The organism is Pseudomonas sp. MWU318 (genome assembly GCF_016756945.1).
Taxonomy (GTDB): Bacteria; Pseudomonadota; Gammaproteobacteria; order Pseudomonadales; family Pseudomonadaceae; genus Aquipseudomonas; species Aquipseudomonas putida_A.
Window position 1 is genome coordinate 817,082 of record NZ_JAESJL010000002.1, and the last position, 17,617, is coordinate 834,698.

Genomic DNA, 17,617 nt, shown 5'->3' on the forward strand with positions numbered 1-17,617 from the left:
CTATGGCGAGCCGTGAGTCGGAACGAACAGGCGCTATATTCAAATAAAACTTGGTAGTAAGTGTTTATCGGAAGGTTTATGGAAGAACTTGATTTTGCTCGTTTCCTTTCTGTCGCTAAGTCTGATCTTGAATCATGCTTAGATGTTATAGAGCACAGCGAAAAGATCGGAGGGATTGCAGCCAATATGCGCATACATCACATGCGTTTTGATGGTAATGGCAGACCGGCAATTAAGCCTTTAGCAGAAGCACTCTACCAATACATTATTGAATACTGTATTTCCTGCAAAAATAGACCAGAACAGCTGAATACCAGACAAGCGGCAAAACTTACTAAAGAAGCTAGGGAGCTTTTCAGGCATCCACCGAACACTTCAAAAACTCCTGACACCAGCGGTGAAGCGGGTGAGGCTTTACTTTTTTTCTTGAATGAAGCCATTCTTGAGGCACCTCAAATAGTTGCAAAAATGGAACTTAAAACAAATCGCAAGGATGAGGTAAAAGGCTCCGACGGCATTCATATAAAATGGTGCGTAGAAGACGACATGATCGATTTTTACTTCGGAGAATCGAAAATGTATCAGGACGTTAATCGCGCAGTGAGTGCTGCACTCGAAAGCGTAGATAGCTTTCACGAAGGAAAAATGTACAAACATGAATTTAACATGGTTACTAAACACTTTAAATATGCTGACGAAAACGTTCGCACAGCCGTAATGGATCTAATAAAGTTTGGCGAACCAGGCCCCGGCGTAAGAATAAACCACGCTTGCTTAATAGGATATGATTGGACTGAATTCAGCAACGACCCAACTGCAAGCCTGAAAAAGAACATAGAAGATTTTCGCTCTCGCCTCCTTCAAGACAGCAGTCGTCTTTCCCAAATACTTAATAACAAGTTCTCGAAATTTGAAAAAAAACATCTAAGATTCGAAGTGTTTTTTATCCCCTTCCCTTCGGTCCAAGAGTTTCGCGATGCATTCAACGAGGCGCTTAACTAATGGAACTTTCTGATGAAGAATTTCACACCCCACTAAAAAAATTATATCGCGGCAGCATCCTTAAATTATTCACCATCAAGAAAGAAACCGCCGATATACTTTCTGACAGCGAATGCAATCGCCTAATTGGATTAGCTTCAGCATTATCTATTTCTGAAGAAAGCGATGAAATCAATCTTTCGTACGAAATAATAACAAGACTCTTAGAAAACTACTCTGACGAATTACCAAAAATAAATGGGGCAGCTGACCTTATTTTTTCAAGGATAGGTAATTTCCCAGGGAGATCCCTTTTAAGATCGCGATACACAAATGGAGCCAGTCCTGACATCCCTCTGACCCTCTCCTTAGAGCGTCTTGCTAGAGAGGCTGAGAATTCCGTAAGCAATGATACATTGCTAACTAATTTCCAATACAAACTGTTCACATCACTAACTGCCGAACGATCTTTAAGCGTCTCCGCGCCCACATCGGCGGGAAAGTCATTTGTTTTAAATATGGACCTATTGAGAAGACTTTCATCGCAGACAGATAAATGCATCGTTTATATTGTTCCTACTCGAGCCTTAATTTCAGAAGTAACTTCCAGAGTTCGTTCCACGGTGCGTCATCAAGGGTTAAGTGATGTAATCATAAGATCTGCTCCATTCCCTCTCGAAAGCCATCTTAAATCCAAAAGTGTTGTCTACGTGTTAACGCAAGAGCGCTTGCTGAGTCTTTTGAAACCCGAAAATGACGTGACTAGGATAGACTCAGTCTTCGTAGATGAGGCTCACGAGATCCATAAGGGTAAAAGAGGCATAGTGCTACAGAACGCTGTAGACCTTACGTTAAAAAAATATCCATCCGCTTCAATTTTTTTTGCAAGCCCATTGATCAAGAACCCCGGATACTTCCTGCATCTATTCAACAGAATGGACAACGGGTATTTTTTCACTGAACAAATTTCACCTGTATCTCAAAACATCATCCTGGTTTCACAAATAACAAGACAACCCAAATTTGCAAACTTCAAATTACATACGCGATTTGGAGTTATTGATGTTGGCAACTATGATCTTGGTATCTCGTTCAGACCTCCAATTTTTCAACGAAGGTCTGCCTTCGCCAAGCTCATAACAAAGCAAAATGAGTCGACAATTATATTTTCGAACGGTCCCGCTGAGGCTGAAGACTTAGCTAGATTCCTAGCCAAGTCATTAGCCGAGCAAGATGTATCTGAAGACGTTAAAGATTTCATATCTTTCATAAAGACTGAAATCCATGAGGAACATCCGCTTGTATTGACACTCCCAAAGGGCGTTGCTTTTCACTATGGCGATTTGCCTTCGATCGTTCGATCAGGCGTAGAGTCATTATTTAAATCCGGCGAGATAAAATATATTTGTAGCACTAGCACACTATTACAAGGCGTGAATCTTCCAGCAAAACATATCGTCATTGAAAATCCTAAAAGTGGCACGACACCTATGCATCGCCCGGACTTCTTAAATCTAGCAGGGCGAGCAGGACGCTTACTGAAAGAGTTTCACGGGAACGTATGGTGTCTGACGCCCGAATCATGGGAGGAGCCGTCCTATACAGGCGATGGACTACAGGAAATCCAATCATCCATGTCTAAAATCATGGCAGACGGGGGCACTTTAATCCAAAACTTAATGAGCGGAAAAGTCGAAGGTGAAAATCAAAAAGAACTTGCAGAAGCCGGCCTCGGACGACTTTTCCATGAAAGCCAGCAAAGCACCATTGACGAAATCACACAAAAATATGAATCAAATTCAAACTCTGAGCACTTAGCTCAAACGCTTGAGATCATTGAGTCATTAGATATTAGTCTGCCAGCCCACATTTTGGATACCCACAGAGTGCTTCGACCGGACCACCTTCAGAATTTATATAACCGTTTCATGGAAGAGATCGACATAAACCAACTTGCGTTAATATCCCCTTATGAGACTGGTGGAAAGGCACGCATGGAAAAAGCCATTGAGCTTATTTGCGAAGCTTTCGACTGGAAACTAACTGAGATGCAGCGTCTTTGGTATGGCGGACTAGCTCACAAATGGGTCACAGGAATCCCTATTAGCCAGCTTATTCGCGATCGAGTAGTAAGGTTGCGCAAGGAGGATCCTATGGCGAAAGCATCACCAATAATTAGAAACATACTCTCCGTTATTGAAAAGAAAGTTAGATTTAGCCTCGTCAAATATTTCAGCGCCTATGAAGACATATTAAGACAAGCGATGATTGATAGACACCACATAGAAAAGAACATAAAAATCGCTCCCTATCACACATTTTTAGAGTTTGGCTCTTGCGACAAAGTGAATCTAAGCTTAATGGCATTAGGGTTTTCTAGATTCACTGCGTTACGGCTGAAAAATAAACTCAATTGGGCTGACTCTTCCGAACCTGAGGACTATCTCGAAATTTTGATGAAATATGATATCTCAAAATTGGGGCTTCCAAAGATGTGTCAGTACGAGATCGAAGACATTCTGGGATTAAAGTGATTTGATTTAAAAAGGCCGCTCAGCCTCAAATCCATGACATGAAAGCAACGAAGAGCCGACGTGATCATCGTGCTGGTAAATGGCGTTTTCGGTATTTTTGCCGCTGCCGAGTCATGAGCCCAAAGGTACACATTATTCCCTGCTGGGCCAGGTACGTTGCGAGGAGGAAAATTATTGCTTCCGCAGGCCATGCATCAAAATTGGTCACAGGAGCTGGTTAGCTGTATCCCAGCTTGTATCCCTACAGTCCCCCTCGGGCACCAAAATAAAGAAAGGTCTTGCTTAGCAAGGCCTTTTTTTCGTCTGTCGGAAAGTGGACGCGCAATGCAGAACGCTCACCACCGCGGGTAGCATGTGACATCGCACGGACTCAGATATCGGAGTCGGTTGCAGACTCAATCTGACCATTTCCCCCAAACAACCGCGCTGCTATCGCCCGCCCCCGCTCCAGCCCCTCCTCCGTCAACCAGACCGACTTGTTCCTGTTCACCGGATTACTAATGAAACCCTGTTCATGCAATCGGTTCATGATCTCGAAGTCGAACCCTTTCCAGGCATTTCCTTTATCGGAACTGAGTGCTGCCAACAGGGCAAGCACGGCGTCTTCCATCAGTTTGTCGTCGTACTCCATGGTCGTCACTCCATTCGTATCCAACAGTTAACGTCGAGAGTCTGAAGGCTCACCATAAGACTCGCCGACCTCCGATCGAAATACCGCTCAACCCCGTGAAGGTTATTGATCGGCTTCCGAGTGCCCAGCCTCGCCTTTGGGCTGCACTTGTTGATCTCACTCCGTATAATCACGCCCCTCTGAAAGTAGTCCACCGCATCGGTGGTTGCATCTACGCATTAACACTCACATTGACGGACGTCGCTAAGGCCCCCCATGGAAACGTCACTGGAAACCGTCGCCCTGTTCTCCCTAAAACTCGCTTACGAGGAGGAAGGCCTGAGCCCTATTCTGCGGGATGACATGGTCATGGGTGACTACCAGAAAGACGTGTTCGAATTGCTGGTGCGCCGGGGTGATGTCGAGACCATCCAGTTCAAGATGAACGAGTGCCTGGGCTTGGCGATGGATGCATTGGGCGGGGTCGAGAAACCGTTGGGGCGGGAGCTGCACAAGCTGTCGGCCGATTTCCGTCAGGCACAATCGCTGGAGCAGCTTGACCAGCCGCTCCTCGCGCTCAAGGGTTATTTGAAGGACATTCTGTAATCAGACGCGCAATCTGTAGAAACAGCCCTTCGGATTACTGCCGCACTTTTACCACTCGAATGTCGACGGGAAACCCACCTGGCCCTTCCAGCGTCTTCCATCCCACGTATTGAAAAATGGCGTCCTGATCGATGGTTTCGCCCCTCTCCACCATCTCTCCGCCAAGCACCGCGACCTCTTTATAGACGGCGCAGTTGCCCTCATCGGGATGGGCGGTGTAGATCACATAGGGTTTGACGTATCTCACGGCGCGGAAATGTCGGCCGCAGCCCCAATCGACCGTGATCATCAACGTCTTCAGATACGCTTCGCCATCCGTTTCCGAATCCTCGGCGAGTTCCTTGAGCTTGCCAAGTCCGCCAACGTCGCTAAAGCCCAGATCGAGGGCACGCTTGTATTCCGGGGACTTCTCGTGCTCGGCCTGCGCCTTGAAGTATTGCTGTTGAAGCTCCGCGACCAGCACCTCCTCTTCCTTGTTCCGGATCACGAACGCTTGAGCAATGACGTTTTCGCAACGGGCATATTCGGGAGAGGTAAGGCTTTCCTGGGAGAGGTGATCGCGATGGACATAAACAGTACGGTTCAAGCTGTCGACGCGGTCCATCGCTTGCCTGGTAGTCATGACCCCGTTTTGAACGTTGCTCACCACTTGCTGAAAACGCCCACAATCGGCGAGGTACTCCTTCCAGGCGACCTCCGGGGTTTCATCCCAGCCGGCAAGCGCCGGGGTCATTACGATGGCGAGAAGGAAAGCGCCAAGCGCGCGCGGTGTAAAAGAAAAAATCGGCATGTGTAGTCCGTTACGTGTTTGAAGAAAGTGGCGCGAAGCTACTATTTTGCTATCTTGCCGTCCACTTTCGCTGGAGGCCTGTCACCGCCTCTGTTATCGCGCACTCGGGAATAAACCAATGGATGCTTTGTTGTGCTTGCTAGTGATGGCCGGAACCTGGTTTTGGGTAGTGAAAGAACGGGGTGAGTGGAGTTTGCTGCTGGGCAACCTTGCTGGTGCCGGAAGTAGCGTGGTAACCGGCATTGTGTTCACGCTGATTTACGACGCAGTCATTGGTACATCGATGGCGGCACCCAACTTGAATCGCAGTCTGGTGGTATTCACCACAAGCGCGGGCGTTCTGGCGGGGGTATGGTTGTGGATTGCCAATCGCCGTCAACCCGAACATCCGATTGCACGTCAATTGCTGGGCGCGGTGTGTGGCTTTGCCGCCGGCATGGTGGCACTGCTGGTGCTTGCTGTGAATTTTTTCCCCAACACATGATCGAGCGGCGTCACTGTTTTGTTATCTTGGCGCCCTTCGTCAGCGCTCACTTCGGTGTGCGTTGATTTCAGCTTTCGAAATTAAGGAAAGGATCGAATGGCGTTTCTGAGTTTTCTGGCATTTATCGCCGCCTGGGGTTTCATGTGGCGCTGGGTGGTGAAAAACCGCGGCAGCTGGAATCTGTTTTACGGCAACATCGTTGGCGCGGCGGGCGGTTTTATCGTCGGTTTGGTGGTGCTGTCGATCCTCCTGTCGCTGTTCCCGTCGGCGCATAAGTCCGAAAAGGCGCCAATCGAAGACGTGATCACACAGAGCGATGTCACCACCAGTCTGTTGCCCGAAGCCGAGTCGGACTCGACGTCTACGGTGCTGGAAAACACGCCGGGCTTTGCCGCGATCGAACCGGATAACCAACCTTCTCCGCCGGATTCCGCACTGCTGCCGAATTACGCCAGCCGGGCACCGAAATCGATATCGGAAAAAACCGTCCTGGATCAGAGCGACGCGCAGGGCCGTAAAGCGCTCACCGCGCTACGCGACAAGCTTGGGCAAAATGCCGACAGCGATAAATCGATGCTCGCGTATGTCATGTGCGGCACGCTGGTCACCAGCACGCTGCGCTTCCCGGCCTCGGAGCGCTTCGCCGACAGCTCAACCATTGTCACCAAGCGCTTCAAGGACCAGGTCTACACCCTCAGCAACAAGGTCACCGCGCGCAACATGAACGGCGAGGACGTCACTTATCGCTTCGACTGCTCGGTGCAGGAGCAACCCGCTTCCGCCGAATGGCGACTGCTCGCGCTAAAGCTGCAGAAGGCTGACTCTTAAGCCTCGTTTAAGGGTTCAAGGCGCTGGCTGCGCTATCATCGCCAGCCTGTGCGCCTTGAGCTTCGCCACCGAATGTCCCCGACACCTGCTGACTTGAACCCGCTGCCTCCCGCCCTGGCCGGCCCACTGCTGCGTCGGCTGGAACCAACGCGCGTGGTGTTGTGGCTGGTCGGCACCCGCGAACTGTCGCTGACCTTGCGCCTGCAGGGTGTAGGAGACATCCCTCTCGATGCCGGGAAGTGCACGGTCATCCCCGTAGGCCGCCACGCGTTCGTCCATTTGATTGACGTTGTGCTGGACAGCGCCCTGCCCTGCGACACGCGCATCGACTATGACCTGCTGATCGACCGCCAGACGCGCATCGTCGAGTGGGCGCCGCATCTGCTGTACGGCAATGACCGCTGTCCGAACCTTGTCGTGCGCTCACGGATTGATCAGTTGCTGCATGGCTCCTGCCGCAAGCCACATCATCCGGCGGCAGACGGTCTGCTGTGCGTCGATCAACTGCTGTCTGGCGAAACCGATCCGCAACAACGCCCAGCGCTGCTGATGATGAGCGGCGACCAGGTTTACGCAGACGACGTTGCCGGCCCGATGCTGCGGGCGATTCATGCGTTGATCGAGCGCCTCGGCCTGTTCGACGAACACCTCGAAGGCGCGGTGGTCAGCGACAGTGCCAAGCTCTACCAACACCCGGCCAGTTACTACCACCGTGCGGATCTGTTACCGGCGCTGGAGAGCAACGAGACATTGCGCGAGCGTTTTTTCGGCGGTGCGCGTAAGCCGATTTTCACCAGCAGCAGTGCTGACAATCATCTGGTGACGTTCGCCGAAGTGATGGCGATGTATTTGCTGGTGTGGTCGCCGGTTGCGTGGACATTGATCGATCCCTCTGTTCCATCACTGACGCCTGAACGTCTGAAGCGCTACACCCTGGAGCAGACCCGCATCGATGGCTTCAAGGCCGGTTTAGGCAACGTCGCCCGAGCCTTGGCGCACCTGCCGAGCCTGATGATTTTCGATGACCACGACATCACCGATGACTGGAATCTTTCCGCGCAATGGGAGGAAACCGCCTACGGCCATCCGTTCTCCAAACGCATCATCGGCAACGCCTTGATCGCGTACATGTTGTGTCAGGGCTGGGGCAATAATCCGGACGCGTTCAAGGATTTGCTGGATGACACCCGACGCCTGAGCGCCAGCGGTGATGATCGCTATCTCGACAGCCCGGTGCAGGACGCGCTGATCGATGATTTGCTGCGCTTTCAGCATTGGCATTTCGTGCTGCCGAGCAGCCCGGCGCTGGTGGTGCTCGACACCCGCACCCGCCGCTGGCGCAGTGAGATGGCACTCAAGCAACCATCGGGGCTTCTCGATTGGGAGGCGTTGAGCGAACTGCAGCAGGAACTGCTCGATCATCCGTCAGCGATCATCGTGTCCCCCGCGCCGATCTTCGGCGTGAAGTTGATCGAAACCGTGCAGAAGGTTTTCAGCTGGTGCGGCTATCCGCTGCTGGTCGACGCGGAAAACTGGATGGCCCATCGCGGCGCCGCTCAGGTGATCCTGAACATTTTCCGACACACCCGCACACCCGGAAACTACGTGGTGCTGTCGGGCGATGTGCATTATTCCTTCGTCTACGAAGTACTTATCCGACACCGCAAGGCCGGGCCACGGATCTGGCAGATCACCAGCAGCGGGATCAAGAACGAGTTTCCGAAAACCCTGCTGGAATGGTTCGACCGCCTCAACCGCTGGCTCTATTCACCGCGCTCGCCGTTGAATTGGTTCACCAAACGCCGACGCATGCGCATCGTGCCCTATACCCCGGAACATGCCGAAGCGGGTGAGCGGCTGTGGAATTCGGCGGGGATCGGGCAGGTATTTTTCAATGCGCAGGGACAGCCGAGCGAGATCATTCAGCACAATTCGAACGGGGCGCTGAAGACGCGGATGCTGGCGCCGGAGTTGGGGGATTATCCGGACTGACGTGCACCTATTCCAATGTAGGAGTGAGCCTGCTCGCGATTGCGGTAGGCCATTCAAAATGTATATCGCCTGATACACCGCTATCGCGAGCAGGCTCACTCCTACAGGGGGTTCGTTTGCGCGTCAGTGCGCGGTTACGGCGTGCCCCACACCTCTGACAATCATCTCCACCTCCCGCTCATCAATCGTCAGCGGCGGCAGCAGCCGTATCGTCTTGCCACGCGTCACGTTGATCAGCAATCCATGATCCCGCGCCGCAATCAGCGTCAGATAGCGAATCGGCTGTTTCAACTCGATGCCGATCATCAAGCCCTGCCCGCGAATCGCCAACACATTGGGGTTGTCTGCCAGTTCGGCGCGCAGGCGGGTCAACAGGCGCTCACCCTGCACCCGGACATTTTCCAGCAAGCCCTGTTCTTCGATGATGTCCAGCACCGTGCAACCGACCCGGCAGGCCAGCGGGTTGCCGCCGAAGGTGCTGCCATGGCTGCCGGGCGTGAACAGGTCCGCCGCCCTGCCCCGCGCCAGACAGGCGCCGATCGGCACGCCGTTGCCAAGGCCTTTGGCCAGGGTCATGACGTCCGGCACGATGCCTTCATGCTGGAACGCAAACCATTGGCCAGTGCGGCCGATGCCGGTCTGGATTTCGTCGAGCATCAGCAGCCAGGCGTGACGATTGCACAGTTCGCGCAGGGCTTTGAGGTACCCGGGCGGCGCCAGTTGCACACCGCTTTCGCCCTGGATCGGCTCGACCAGGATCGCCACGATGCGCTCGCCGTGCTTTTGCTGTAGCTGATCCAGCGCCGCCAGATCACCGAAAGGCACTTTGACGAAATCCCCCGGCAGATCATTGAAGCCCAGGCGCACCGCCGGGCCATCACTCGCCGACAACGTACCGAGCGTGCGGCCATGAAACGCGTTGGCCATGACCACCACCAGTGGCTGTTCGATACCTTTGCTCCAGCCGTACAAACGCGCCAGCTTCAGCGCCGTTTCATTGGCCTCGGCGCCGGAGTTGTTGAAGAACGCCCGGTCCATTCCCGACAGCTGCGTGAGTTTCTGCGCCAGCTGTTGCTGCCAGTCGATGCTGTAAAGGTTGGATGTGTGCAGCAGCATTCCGGCCTGCTCACTGATGGCCGCGACGATCCGTGGATGCGAGTGCCCGACGTTGGTCACCGCAACCCCGGCGACGGCATCCAGGTATTCACGACCGGCCTGATCCCACAGGCGCGTGCCCAGGCCTCTGGTGAAACTCAGGGCCAACGGTTGGTAGGTGTTCATCAGGGCGGCGGTCATGACTTCAAACTCCAGTGAAGGTCGGTGTGTTTGCAGTATGGTTAGCCACCAGAACTGGATAAACTCGGCAAAACTTCATTCATTTAAAAGCTGAGCTTGATAATGGACCTGTTGCAGGCGATGAGCGTGTATGTGAAGGTCGTGGAAGCCGGGAGCATGACGGCAGCTGCGTTGCAGTGCGAAATGTCCACGACCATGGTCGGAAATCACCTGCGCGCACTGGAGCAACGGCTCGGCGTGCAATTGTTGCAGCGCACCACCCGCCGGCAGCGGCTTACCGAGTTCGGCAGCGTTTACTACCAGCGCTGTCTGGACGTTCTGGGTCTGGTGGCCGACTCCGAACGCTTGGCCGAACAGGCCCTAGACGAGCCGCGCGGCCTGTTGCGCATCACCGCGCCGCTGACCTTTGGGGTCGAACGCTTGGCCCCGGCGCTCAGTGAATTTTCCCTGCAATACCCGCAGGTGAAAATGGATGTGGTGCTGACCAACCGCCGCCCGGATCTGCTGGAAAGCGGCCTCGACGTAGCGTTTCGGCTGGGCCATTTCGAGCAGTCGAACCTGATCGCCCGGCCGCTGATCGACTACACCCTGACCGTGTGCGCTTCGCCGGCTTACGTCGCCCGACGCGGCATGCCGATCACCCCGGAAGACCTGCAGCAACACGACTGCCTGTCGTTCGCCTACCCTGCCGGCGATGACTGGCAATCGGTGGAAAAACGCTGGCGCCTCAGCGGCCCGGACGGCGAGATTCTGGTCGACGTCAGCGGCCCGATGCTGATGAACACCTCTGCCGGCCTGCATCAGGCAGCGCGCACCGGCATGGGCATCGTGATGTTGCCGGATGCGCTGGTGGAACAGGATCTGCGTGACGGCAAACTGGTGACGGTGATCCCCGATTACCAGCCCCCGAGCCGCCCTTTGCATCTGTTGTATGCCCCGGATCGTTATCGTTTGCCGAAGCTGCGGCGCTTCGTCGAGTTCGCGATGAAAACCTGGGGCAGATCCTGACTCAATTGCTATCGACTACGCTCCAGTGATTGCCGACAAGGATGCTGTTATCGATGAGAAACGACCTTACCGTACGCGATCTGTTGCCCGACGAAGTGGAGCCAGTTCGGCTGTTTCTCGGCCAACATGGCTGGGGACACCGAACAGGCTCCAGCGACTACTTCACTCAACTGATCGAAAACTCGCAACGCACTGCCGTCGCACTGAGCGGCGAAAAAATCATCGGTTTTGCCCGAGGCATCACCGATGGTTTGTCCAACGGTTATCTGTCGATGGTCGTAGTTGATGGCCAGCATCGGCGCGCCGGCGTCGGGCGCGCACTGGTCGAGCATGTCATGGGGGACAACCCCGAGATCACTTGGGTACTACGCGCCGGGCGCGAAGGTGCGGAGGCGTTTTTTGCCAGTTTGGGGTTTGAAACATCGGTAATTGCCATGGAGCGACCGCGCTTGAAATAACCGCCGCCGAACATGGCAACCGCTATGATTCATCTTCTCTTTCAAGCACGGACGCCAATTGATGCTGATCACTCTGCAAAACACCCCTCTGTGGGTTTATGCGGTTTTCCTGGTACTCGTTTATTTCGGGATCAAGGCTCGCACGCCCAGCCCCAAGAGCCGTTTAGCAATGCTGGTCACGCCACCAGTGTTAATAGCCTGGTCTCTCTTCTCAATAAATCTGACGCTTAACCCAGCCCTGTCCCTCAGCTGCTGGATTGGCGCCCTCTTGCTGGGCGGCGTTACGGCATGGCTAATGTTTTCGGCGCAATACGTGACGCTTGATGATTCGCAAACAAGCCTGATCTTGCCCGGCACTTGGAAAGTGTTGATGTTGTACCTGCTGTTTTTTGCCGTGAATTACTACTTCGGTTATCAGGATGACGTGCATCCGGAGCAAGCCTCTGCTCTGGATACGCTGCTGTTCAAAGCTGCAGCGTCAGGTTTCGTCTGTGGGTTGATTGGCACTCGTTCGCTGAAGTACTACCGGTTGCTGCGCTTGCTTCAAGCGCAACGCCCGGGCTTGACCGCGCAATGAATCAGGAGCCGTTTTTCACCAACACTGGTTTCTCCTGATAACGCTGCGCAAACAACTGCTTCAACTGCGCGACCTTGGGCATGTCGTTGATCACGATGTACGGATAGCTTGGGTGTTCGGTGAGGAAATCCTGGTGATAGTCCTCCGCCGGGTAGAAGCCGTTGTAGGTTTCCAGTTTGGTGACGATCGGTTTGCTGTAGGCATGCGCGGCGTCAAGTTGGGCGATGTAGGCCTGGGCCACCCGTTGTTGATCGGCATTGACCGGGAACAGCGCCGAACGATATTGCGTGCCGCTGTCGGGCCCTTGGCGGTTGAGTTCTGTCGGGTTGTGGGCCACCGAGAAGTAGATCTGCAGCAGGCTGCCGTAGCTGACTTGCGTCGGGTCGAAGGTGACTTGCACTGACTCGGCATGACCGGTGTCGCCTTCGCTGACCCGCTCATATTGCGCCGTGTTCGCCGTACCTCCGGCATAACCGGAGACGGCTTTCTGCACGCCTTTGACGTGCTGGAAAACCCCTTGTACGCCCCAGAAGCAACCACCGGCGAATACCGCCGTTTCACTATGCGCCTGAGTGGTTTCGTCGAGGGCTGGCGGCGGGATGGCCACCGCATCCTCGGCGCCGAAAGAGAACGCCGAGCACTGACCGATCACACCGGCCATGGCGACGCCGAGCAACGCACGTCGCCAGTTGTTTTGAGCTTTCATGTTGCGCACTCCCGATCAGCCGAAGGTGAAGGCGTAAGCCGATACGCCCGGGTCAAGAAATTCGATGGTGAAGGTCCGATCCTTCACCTCGTCCGTTTGCCGCACCAATTGGTACAAGCGCTGCTCGGTCACGCGACCGCTGCCATCCGCGGCAACATCGACACCATGGGCGGCACCCGGCGCCTGACCGTCAATCGACACTTTGAAACGCACCGGTTTGCCATCTGCGCCCGGCCCCAGTACCAAATGCAGATCGCGGGCGTGGAAGCGATAGACGATGCGACTGGCCGGCGCACTGGCGGTGGCGCGCTCGGCGCCGACAGCCCACTGGCCGCCAAGGCTCCAGTCATTCAAAGTCAGGTTGGCCGGTGGGTTATAGGTCGCCACCTTGTCAGCCACCAGTGCGGTTTCCGGTACGAAATGTTCCGCACGCTGGTAGCCGACGTAGGTTTCCGGTGACAGCACCTGATTCATGTCCGGCGCCTGTTGCACGCCTTGGGCGTCAGCGTCGATCAAGCCGTCGGCGACGGTTTTCGCCCCGGCCTCACGCAGCAACTGCTGTATGACCCGTTCCGATTCGGCGTAGTCCCCTTCGCCAAAATGGTGGTATCGAATCCGTCCCTGAGCATCGGCAAAATAATGCGCCGGCCAGTATTCGTTGTTGAAAGCACGCCAGATCTTGTAGTCGTTATCGATGGCGACCGGGTAGTTGATGCCCAGCTCCTTCATGGCTTTAGTGACATTGCCCACGTCGCGCTCGAAAGCGAACTCCGGGGCGTGCACACCGATCACCACCAGGCCTTGATCGCGGTACTTTTCCGCCCAGGCTTTGACGTATGGCAAGGTGCGCAGGCAGTTGATGCAGGAGTAGGTCCAGAAATCCACCAGCACCACTTTGCCCCTCAATGCCTGGGCGTCCAGCGGTGGCGAGTTGAGCCATTGCACGGCGCCGTTAAGCGGCGGCAACTGACCTTCGACCGGCAATGTACCCGGAGCCTTGTCGGCGACTTTCATGGCTGCGCCCGCCGCGGGAATCTGCGCCATCATCGTGCCATTGCCAGCGGGAGATTTGCCGGAGAGTTGGCCCACCAGTGCCTGTTCAATCCCGCCCGTGGACGCCGTCGACAACCGCGCCAGCAACCCGGTGTCGAGGCCCAGGGCAATCGCTGCGACACCCGCGAGCATCGCCGCCCCCAACCCGCGCCGGATCCATTCACCAGTGCCAATCGAGCGCTTCATCAACGCAAACACCTTACCGCCCAGCAGCAATGCCGCCGCCAGTGAAGTCGCGGCGCCCGCCGCGTAGGCGAGCAACAACAGCGTGGTGGCGATGCCTGCCCCTTGCAGCGCGGCGCCGGTCAGAATCAAACCGAGGATAGGCCCGGCGCACGGCGCCCAAAGCAGACCCGTGGCGACGCCGATCAGAAACGAGGCGCCGGGACGCGGACGATTGTCCTGGCCCGCGGCTTCGGACAGCCGACTGCCGGCCGACACCAGCGGCCGCGTCAGGCGCTCGGCGAGGCGCGGCAGCAGCAGCGTCAGCCCGAACAGTGCAACGAACAGCAACGCGAGCCAGCGACCGTACTGATTGACTTGCACCACCCAACCGCCGCCCACCGCCGCCAGCGTGGCGACTAAGGCGAAGGTCAGCGCCATCCCGGCCAATAGCGGCAAGCCACTCTTGATAAACGGCTGCCCGGTGCGAGCGAAGACAAAAGGCAGAACAGGCAGGATGCACGGGCTGACGATCGTCAGCACACCGCCCAGATAAGCGAGAACCAAGAGCCACATGGTGTCGTCCTGTAGAAAGTGAATATCGAAAAATGGCCATGGCTCATGCCGCCACGGCGTTGAACGTCATCGCCAGACCATTCATGCAATAGCGCAGGCCGGTGGGTTTCGGGCCGTCATCGAAGACATGCCCCAAGTGCCCGCCGCAGCGCCGACAGTGCACTTCATTGCGGACCATGCCGAAGGAACGGTCCTGACGCGTGGCCACCGCATGTTCCAACGGTGCCCAGAAACTCGGCCAGCCCGTGCGGCTGTCGAACTTGGTCGCCGATGAAAACAGCGCCAGGTCACAGCCCGCGCAGGCGAATGTGCCGCTGCGATGTTCATTGTTGAGCGGGCTGGTATAGGCCCTTTCGGTGCCCTCTTCGCGCAGGATGGCGTATTGCTCATCCGAGAGCAGCGAGTGCCATTCGCTGTCGCTATGGGTCACCTCAAACGCCTCATCGGCTTGCGCCTGCTCGACCAGCGCGGTGTCCAAGGACAATTTTGGCAATACACCCGCCACCAGGGCTGCAACCCCCAGCCCGCCGCTCGCTACGAGAATCTGTCGCCGTGAAAACATGGCCGTCTCCAAAAATCCCAGGTGCCTGTCATGGAACACAGCCTAGGCTTGGGTTGATCGCCAAATCCTCACGGGAAGTTAACGAATTCGTGATAACTCGCCCCGAGGAAAACCCGCACAATGCGCTCACTGCGCCGAAGGATTGAGCTTGATGGAATTAACCAGACGCATCCTCGTGGTCGAGGATGACCAACACATCGCTGACCTTATTTGCCTGCACCTGCGCGACGAGCACTACGACGTCGTGCACAGTGCCGACGGCGATGAAGGCATGCGCCTGTTGCAGCAAGGGCAATGGGATGCGCTGATTCTCGACCTGATGCTGCCGGGGGTCGACGGCCTGGAAATCTGCCGCCGCGCCCGGGCGATGGCGCGCTATACGCCGATCATCATCACCAGCGCCCGTTCCAGCGAATTGCACCGCATCCTCGGTCTGGAGCTGGGGGCCGACGACTACCTGGCCAAACCGTTCTCGATGCTGGAACTGGTGGCCCGGGTCAAAGCCTTGCTGCGCCGGGTCGACGCCATGGCACGCAACCTGAAGATGGACGCCGGCAGCCTCAGCCTCGATGGCCTGAACATCGACCCGATCACCCGCGACGTCGCCCTCAACGGTACGCGGCTGGACCTCACTCCGCGAGAGTTCGACTTGCTGTATTTCTTCGCCCGACAGCCGGGCAAGGTGTTCTCACGCATGGACCTGCTCAACGCGGTATGGGGTTACAGCCACGAAGGCTACGAGCACACGGTCAACACCCACATCAATCGCTTGCGGGCGAAAATCGAAAGCGATCCGGCGCAACCGACACGCATCCTCACTGTGTGGGGCCGTGGCTATAAATTCGGCACCGAACAACCATGAAACTGACCCTGTCGCAGCGCCTGTCGCTGGTGTTCGCCGTTTTGCTGCTGGTGTGCTGCGGCACCTCGGCATGGCTGCAGGTGCGCTCCAGCAAGATGCATGAACTGGAAGTGGTGCAAGGCCTGTCGCGGGACCTGGCACAGCACATCGCCCATGACACGGTGCTGATGGACAGCAATGGCCTGATGCCCGGCGCCGTGCGCGAACTGTTCAGCAAGCTGATGCTGGTCAACCCGAGTGTCGAGGTGTACCTGCTCGACAGCGAGGGGCGGATTGTCGGCAATGCTGCGCCGGAAGGACATCTGCGCCGGGAGACGGTTGATCTGGCGCCGATCCGCCGGCTGCTCGATGACCAGCCGTTGCCTATTCTCGGCGATGACCCGCGCAGTGCCGACGGGCGCAAGGTCTTCAGTGCCGCGCCGTTACGGGTCAACGGCAAGCCCGCCGGTTATCTCTACGTGGTGTTGCTCAGTGAAGAACACGATCGTTTCGCCGAACGTGGCGCGACCAGTGCCGCGCTCAACACTGCATTGCTGTCGATCGGACTGGTCGCATTGCTATGCCTGATCGCCGGTCTCACGGCGTTCAACCTGATCACCCGGCCACTGCGCCGATTGACCGAAACCGTCAGCCGGTTCGACATTGATGGCGCGCCGCAACCTCTGCCTGCACCTTCAGTGGCTGTGGATAAAAGCGCTGACCCGGATGAAATCGCCGTACTCGATGGCGCCTTCCGGCAGATGCAAAACCGACTGGGTGAACAGTGGCGCTCGTTGACCCGCCAGGATCAGGAGCGCCGCGAACTGGTCGCGAATATCTCCCACGACCTGCGCACACCACTGGCCTCGCTGCACGGCTATCTGGAAACCCTGTCACTCAAGGACGCCACACTCACCGCCGAAGAACGCCGGCGTTATCTGGGCATCGCGCTGGATCAAAGCCGCAAGGTCGGCGGGTTGGCGCAATCGCTGCTGGAGCTGGTGCGCCTGGAGCACGGTTTCGTGCAACCGGTACTGGAACGCTTCTCGCTGATCGATCTGCTGCAGGACATCTTCCAGAAATTCGAACTGGCGGCCGAAGCTCGGCACGTTGAACTCAAGGCCAGCTTCGTGCCCAACCTGCCAACGGTCTGCGCCGACCTCGGGTTGATCGAACGGGTGCTGACCAACCTGGTGGATAACGCCTTGCGCTACACGCCAGCGGGCGGTGAAATCGAGCTGGATTTGAAACCCCTGGGCGCCTTGGTCGAAGTCACCGTCAGCGACACCGGCCCCGGCATCGCTCCCGAGTTGCGCGAAGGTCTGTTCCTGCGTCCGTTCAATATTGGCGGGGCGCGACGTGACGGTGGATTGGGGCTGCGCATCGTCCACCGCATCCTGCAACTGCACGGGCGTGAGATTCAGTTGATCGATGTCGCCGGGCGCGGGGCGACTTTCCGCTTCACGCTGCCGACCGATCAGCAAACCGCTGAACAGTGGATGGTGCGCTCGATGAACCTGAACACGCCGGACAAATAATCCGCACCACCGGAC

17 protein-coding genes are annotated in these 17,617 nt (G+C 56.2%); 11 read left to right on the plus strand and 6 right to left on the minus strand.

Going from position 1 to position 17,617, the window contains the following annotated elements; translation table 11 throughout:
* The first annotated feature begins 78 nt into the window (after positions 1–78).
* Positions 79–1,002, plus strand: a complete 924-nt coding sequence (locus tag JN524_RS07665) for a HamA C-terminal domain-containing protein (protein ID WP_202368985.1) — start codon at positions 79–81, stop codon at positions 1,000–1,002.
* Entirely contained in the window at positions 1,002–3,515 is a 2,514-nt protein-coding gene (locus JN524_RS07670) for a DEAD/DEAH box helicase (protein ID WP_202368986.1), read from the plus strand. The genes JN524_RS07665 and JN524_RS07670 overlap by 1 nt, the downstream gene beginning before the upstream one ends.
* 370 nt (positions 3,516–3,885) lie before the next feature.
* Here the strand turns inward: JN524_RS07670 and JN524_RS07675 are convergent, their stop codons facing one another.
* Entirely contained in the window at positions 3,886–4,146 is a 261-nt protein-coding gene (locus JN524_RS07675) for a DUF6429 family protein (protein WP_202368987.1), read from the minus strand.
* 255 nt (positions 4,147–4,401) lie between these two features.
* Here JN524_RS07675 and JN524_RS07680 point away from each other — a divergent pair, with 255 nt between their 5' ends.
* Positions 4,402–4,731 carry a hypothetical protein gene (locus JN524_RS07680; RefSeq protein WP_103369541.1) on the plus strand — a complete coding sequence of 110 codons (330 nt, stop codon included), beginning with the start codon at positions 4,402–4,404 and terminating at the stop codon, positions 4,729–4,731.
* A gap of 34 nt (positions 4,732–4,765) precedes the next feature.
* Here JN524_RS07680 and JN524_RS07685 read toward each other — a convergent pair whose 3' ends face one another.
* Positions 4,766–5,521 (minus strand): hypothetical protein, encoded by a 756-nt coding sequence (locus JN524_RS07685; protein ID WP_202368988.1) that lies wholly within the window; start codon positions 5,519–5,521, stop codon positions 4,766–4,768.
* Positions 5,522–5,639: 118 nt separating this feature from the next.
* Here JN524_RS07685 and JN524_RS07690 point away from each other — a divergent pair, with 118 nt between their 5' ends.
* The 3 genes from JN524_RS07690 to JN524_RS07700 all read left to right on the plus strand — a co-directional run bounded on the left by JN524_RS07690 (position 5,640) and on the right by JN524_RS07700 (position 8,825).
* Positions 5,640–6,005: a hypothetical protein gene (locus JN524_RS07690; RefSeq protein ID WP_202368989.1), complete on the plus strand. Its 366-nt coding sequence runs from the start codon at positions 5,640–5,642 to the stop codon at positions 6,003–6,005.
* 96 nt (positions 6,006–6,101) lie between these two features.
* A complete protein-coding gene (locus JN524_RS07695; RefSeq protein ID WP_202368990.1) occupies positions 6,102–6,833 on the plus strand; it encodes a hypothetical protein in 732 nt (243 codons plus the stop codon).
* A 72-nt stretch (positions 6,834–6,905) separates the two neighbouring features.
* Positions 6,906–8,825 (plus strand): alkaline phosphatase D family protein, encoded by a 1,920-nt coding sequence (locus JN524_RS07700; protein ID WP_202368991.1) that lies wholly within the window; start codon positions 6,906–6,908, stop codon positions 8,823–8,825.
* A gap of 123 nt (positions 8,826–8,948) precedes the next feature.
* Here JN524_RS07700 and JN524_RS07705 read toward each other — a convergent pair whose 3' ends face one another.
* Entirely contained in the window at positions 8,949–10,121 is a 1,173-nt protein-coding gene (locus JN524_RS07705) for an aspartate aminotransferase family protein (RefSeq protein WP_202368992.1), read from the minus strand.
* A 102-nt stretch (positions 10,122–10,223) separates the two neighbouring features.
* On the opposite strand from JN524_RS07705, the gene JN524_RS07710 reads away from it, so the two are divergent.
* The 3 genes from JN524_RS07710 to JN524_RS07720 all read left to right on the plus strand — a co-directional run bounded on the left by JN524_RS07710 (position 10,224) and on the right by JN524_RS07720 (position 12,164).
* The gene (locus tag JN524_RS07710) at positions 10,224–11,129 is read left to right on the plus strand and encodes a LysR family transcriptional regulator (protein WP_097086174.1); all 906 of its coding nucleotides are present in this window, start codon (positions 10,224–10,226) and stop codon (positions 11,127–11,129) included.
* Positions 11,130–11,182: 53 nt separating this feature from the next.
* A complete protein-coding gene (locus tag JN524_RS07715) occupies positions 11,183–11,587 on the plus strand; it encodes a GNAT family N-acetyltransferase (protein ID WP_202368993.1) in 405 nt (134 codons plus the stop codon).
* Between the two features lie 61 nt (positions 11,588–11,648).
* Positions 11,649–12,164: a hypothetical protein gene (locus JN524_RS07720; RefSeq protein WP_202368994.1), complete on the plus strand. Its 516-nt coding sequence runs from the start codon at positions 11,649–11,651 to the stop codon at positions 12,162–12,164.
* Position 12,165: 1 nt separating this feature from the next.
* On the opposite strand, the gene msrA is transcribed toward JN524_RS07720, so the two are convergent.
* From msrA to msrB, 3 genes are read right to left on the minus strand one after another with little or no spacing between them, the layout of a single operon-like run.
* Entirely contained in the window at positions 12,166–12,870 is a 705-nt protein-coding gene (gene msrA, locus JN524_RS07725) for a peptide-methionine (S)-S-oxide reductase MsrA (protein ID WP_202368995.1), read from the minus strand.
* A gap of 15 nt (positions 12,871–12,885) precedes the next feature.
* Positions 12,886–14,661 carry a cytochrome c biogenesis protein DipZ gene (locus JN524_RS07730; protein WP_202368996.1) on the minus strand — a complete coding sequence of 592 codons (1,776 nt, stop codon included), beginning with the start codon at positions 14,659–14,661 and terminating at the stop codon, positions 12,886–12,888.
* A 43-nt stretch (positions 14,662–14,704) separates the two neighbouring features.
* Positions 14,705–15,223 (minus strand): peptide-methionine (R)-S-oxide reductase MsrB, encoded by a 519-nt coding sequence (msrB, locus tag JN524_RS07735; RefSeq protein WP_202368997.1) that lies wholly within the window; start codon positions 15,221–15,223, stop codon positions 14,705–14,707.
* A 151-nt stretch (positions 15,224–15,374) separates the two neighbouring features.
* Here msrB and JN524_RS07740 point away from each other — a divergent pair, with 151 nt between their 5' ends.
* Both JN524_RS07740 and JN524_RS07745 read left to right on the plus strand, forming a co-directional pair.
* A complete protein-coding gene (locus JN524_RS07740) occupies positions 15,375–16,085 on the plus strand; it encodes a response regulator transcription factor (protein ID WP_202368998.1) in 711 nt (236 codons plus the stop codon).
* The gene (locus JN524_RS07745) at positions 16,082–17,602 is read left to right on the plus strand and encodes a sensor histidine kinase (protein ID WP_202368999.1); all 1,521 of its coding nucleotides are present in this window, start codon (positions 16,082–16,084) and stop codon (positions 17,600–17,602) included. The genes JN524_RS07740 and JN524_RS07745 overlap by 4 nt, the downstream gene beginning before the upstream one ends.
* Positions 17,603–17,617: the final 15 nt, after the last annotated feature.

What these genes read in the sequence shown, in the direction of transcription:
- JN524_RS07685 (WP_202368988.1), bottom strand. Translation starts at nt 5,521, where the DNA reads ATGCCGATTTTTTCTTTTACACCGCGCGCGCTTGGCGCTTTCCTTCTC.
- JN524_RS07705 (WP_202368992.1), bottom strand. Translation starts at nt 10,121, where the DNA reads ATGACCGCCGCCCTGATGAACACCTACCAACCGTTGGCCCTGAGTTTC.
- msrB (WP_202368997.1), bottom strand. Translation starts at nt 15,223, where the DNA reads ATGTTTTCACGGCGACAGATTCTCGTAGCGAGCGGCGGGCTGGGGGTT.
- JN524_RS07740 (WP_202368998.1), top strand. Translation starts at nt 15,375, where the DNA reads ATGGAATTAACCAGACGCATCCTCGTGGTCGAGGATGACCAACACATC.
- msrA (WP_202368995.1), bottom strand. Translation starts at nt 12,870, where the DNA reads ATGAAAGCTCAAAACAACTGGCGACGTGCGTTGCTCGGCGTCGCCATG.
- JN524_RS07670 (WP_202368986.1), top strand. Translation starts at nt 1,002, where the DNA reads ATGGAACTTTCTGATGAAGAATTTCACACCCCACTAAAAAAATTATAT.
- JN524_RS07715 (WP_202368993.1), top strand. Translation starts at nt 11,183, where the DNA reads ATGAGAAACGACCTTACCGTACGCGATCTGTTGCCCGACGAAGTGGAG.
- JN524_RS07745 (WP_202368999.1), top strand. Translation starts at nt 16,082, where the DNA reads ATGAAACTGACCCTGTCGCAGCGCCTGTCGCTGGTGTTCGCCGTTTTG.
- JN524_RS07680 (WP_103369541.1), top strand. Translation starts at nt 4,402, where the DNA reads ATGGAAACGTCACTGGAAACCGTCGCCCTGTTCTCCCTAAAACTCGCT.
- JN524_RS07675 (WP_202368987.1), bottom strand. Translation starts at nt 4,146, where the DNA reads ATGGAGTACGACGACAAACTGATGGAAGACGCCGTGCTTGCCCTGTTG.
- JN524_RS07690 (WP_202368989.1), top strand. Translation starts at nt 5,640, where the DNA reads ATGGATGCTTTGTTGTGCTTGCTAGTGATGGCCGGAACCTGGTTTTGG.
- JN524_RS07710 (WP_097086174.1), top strand. Translation starts at nt 10,224, where the DNA reads ATGGACCTGTTGCAGGCGATGAGCGTGTATGTGAAGGTCGTGGAAGCC.
- JN524_RS07730 (WP_202368996.1), bottom strand. Translation starts at nt 14,661, where the DNA reads ATGTGGCTCTTGGTTCTCGCTTATCTGGGCGGTGTGCTGACGATCGTC.
- JN524_RS07695 (WP_202368990.1), top strand. Translation starts at nt 6,102, where the DNA reads ATGGCGTTTCTGAGTTTTCTGGCATTTATCGCCGCCTGGGGTTTCATG.
- JN524_RS07700 (WP_202368991.1), top strand. Translation starts at nt 6,906, where the DNA reads ATGTCCCCGACACCTGCTGACTTGAACCCGCTGCCTCCCGCCCTGGCC.
- JN524_RS07720 (WP_202368994.1), top strand. Translation starts at nt 11,649, where the DNA reads ATGCTGATCACTCTGCAAAACACCCCTCTGTGGGTTTATGCGGTTTTC.
- JN524_RS07665 (WP_202368985.1), top strand. Translation starts at nt 79, where the DNA reads ATGGAAGAACTTGATTTTGCTCGTTTCCTTTCTGTCGCTAAGTCTGAT.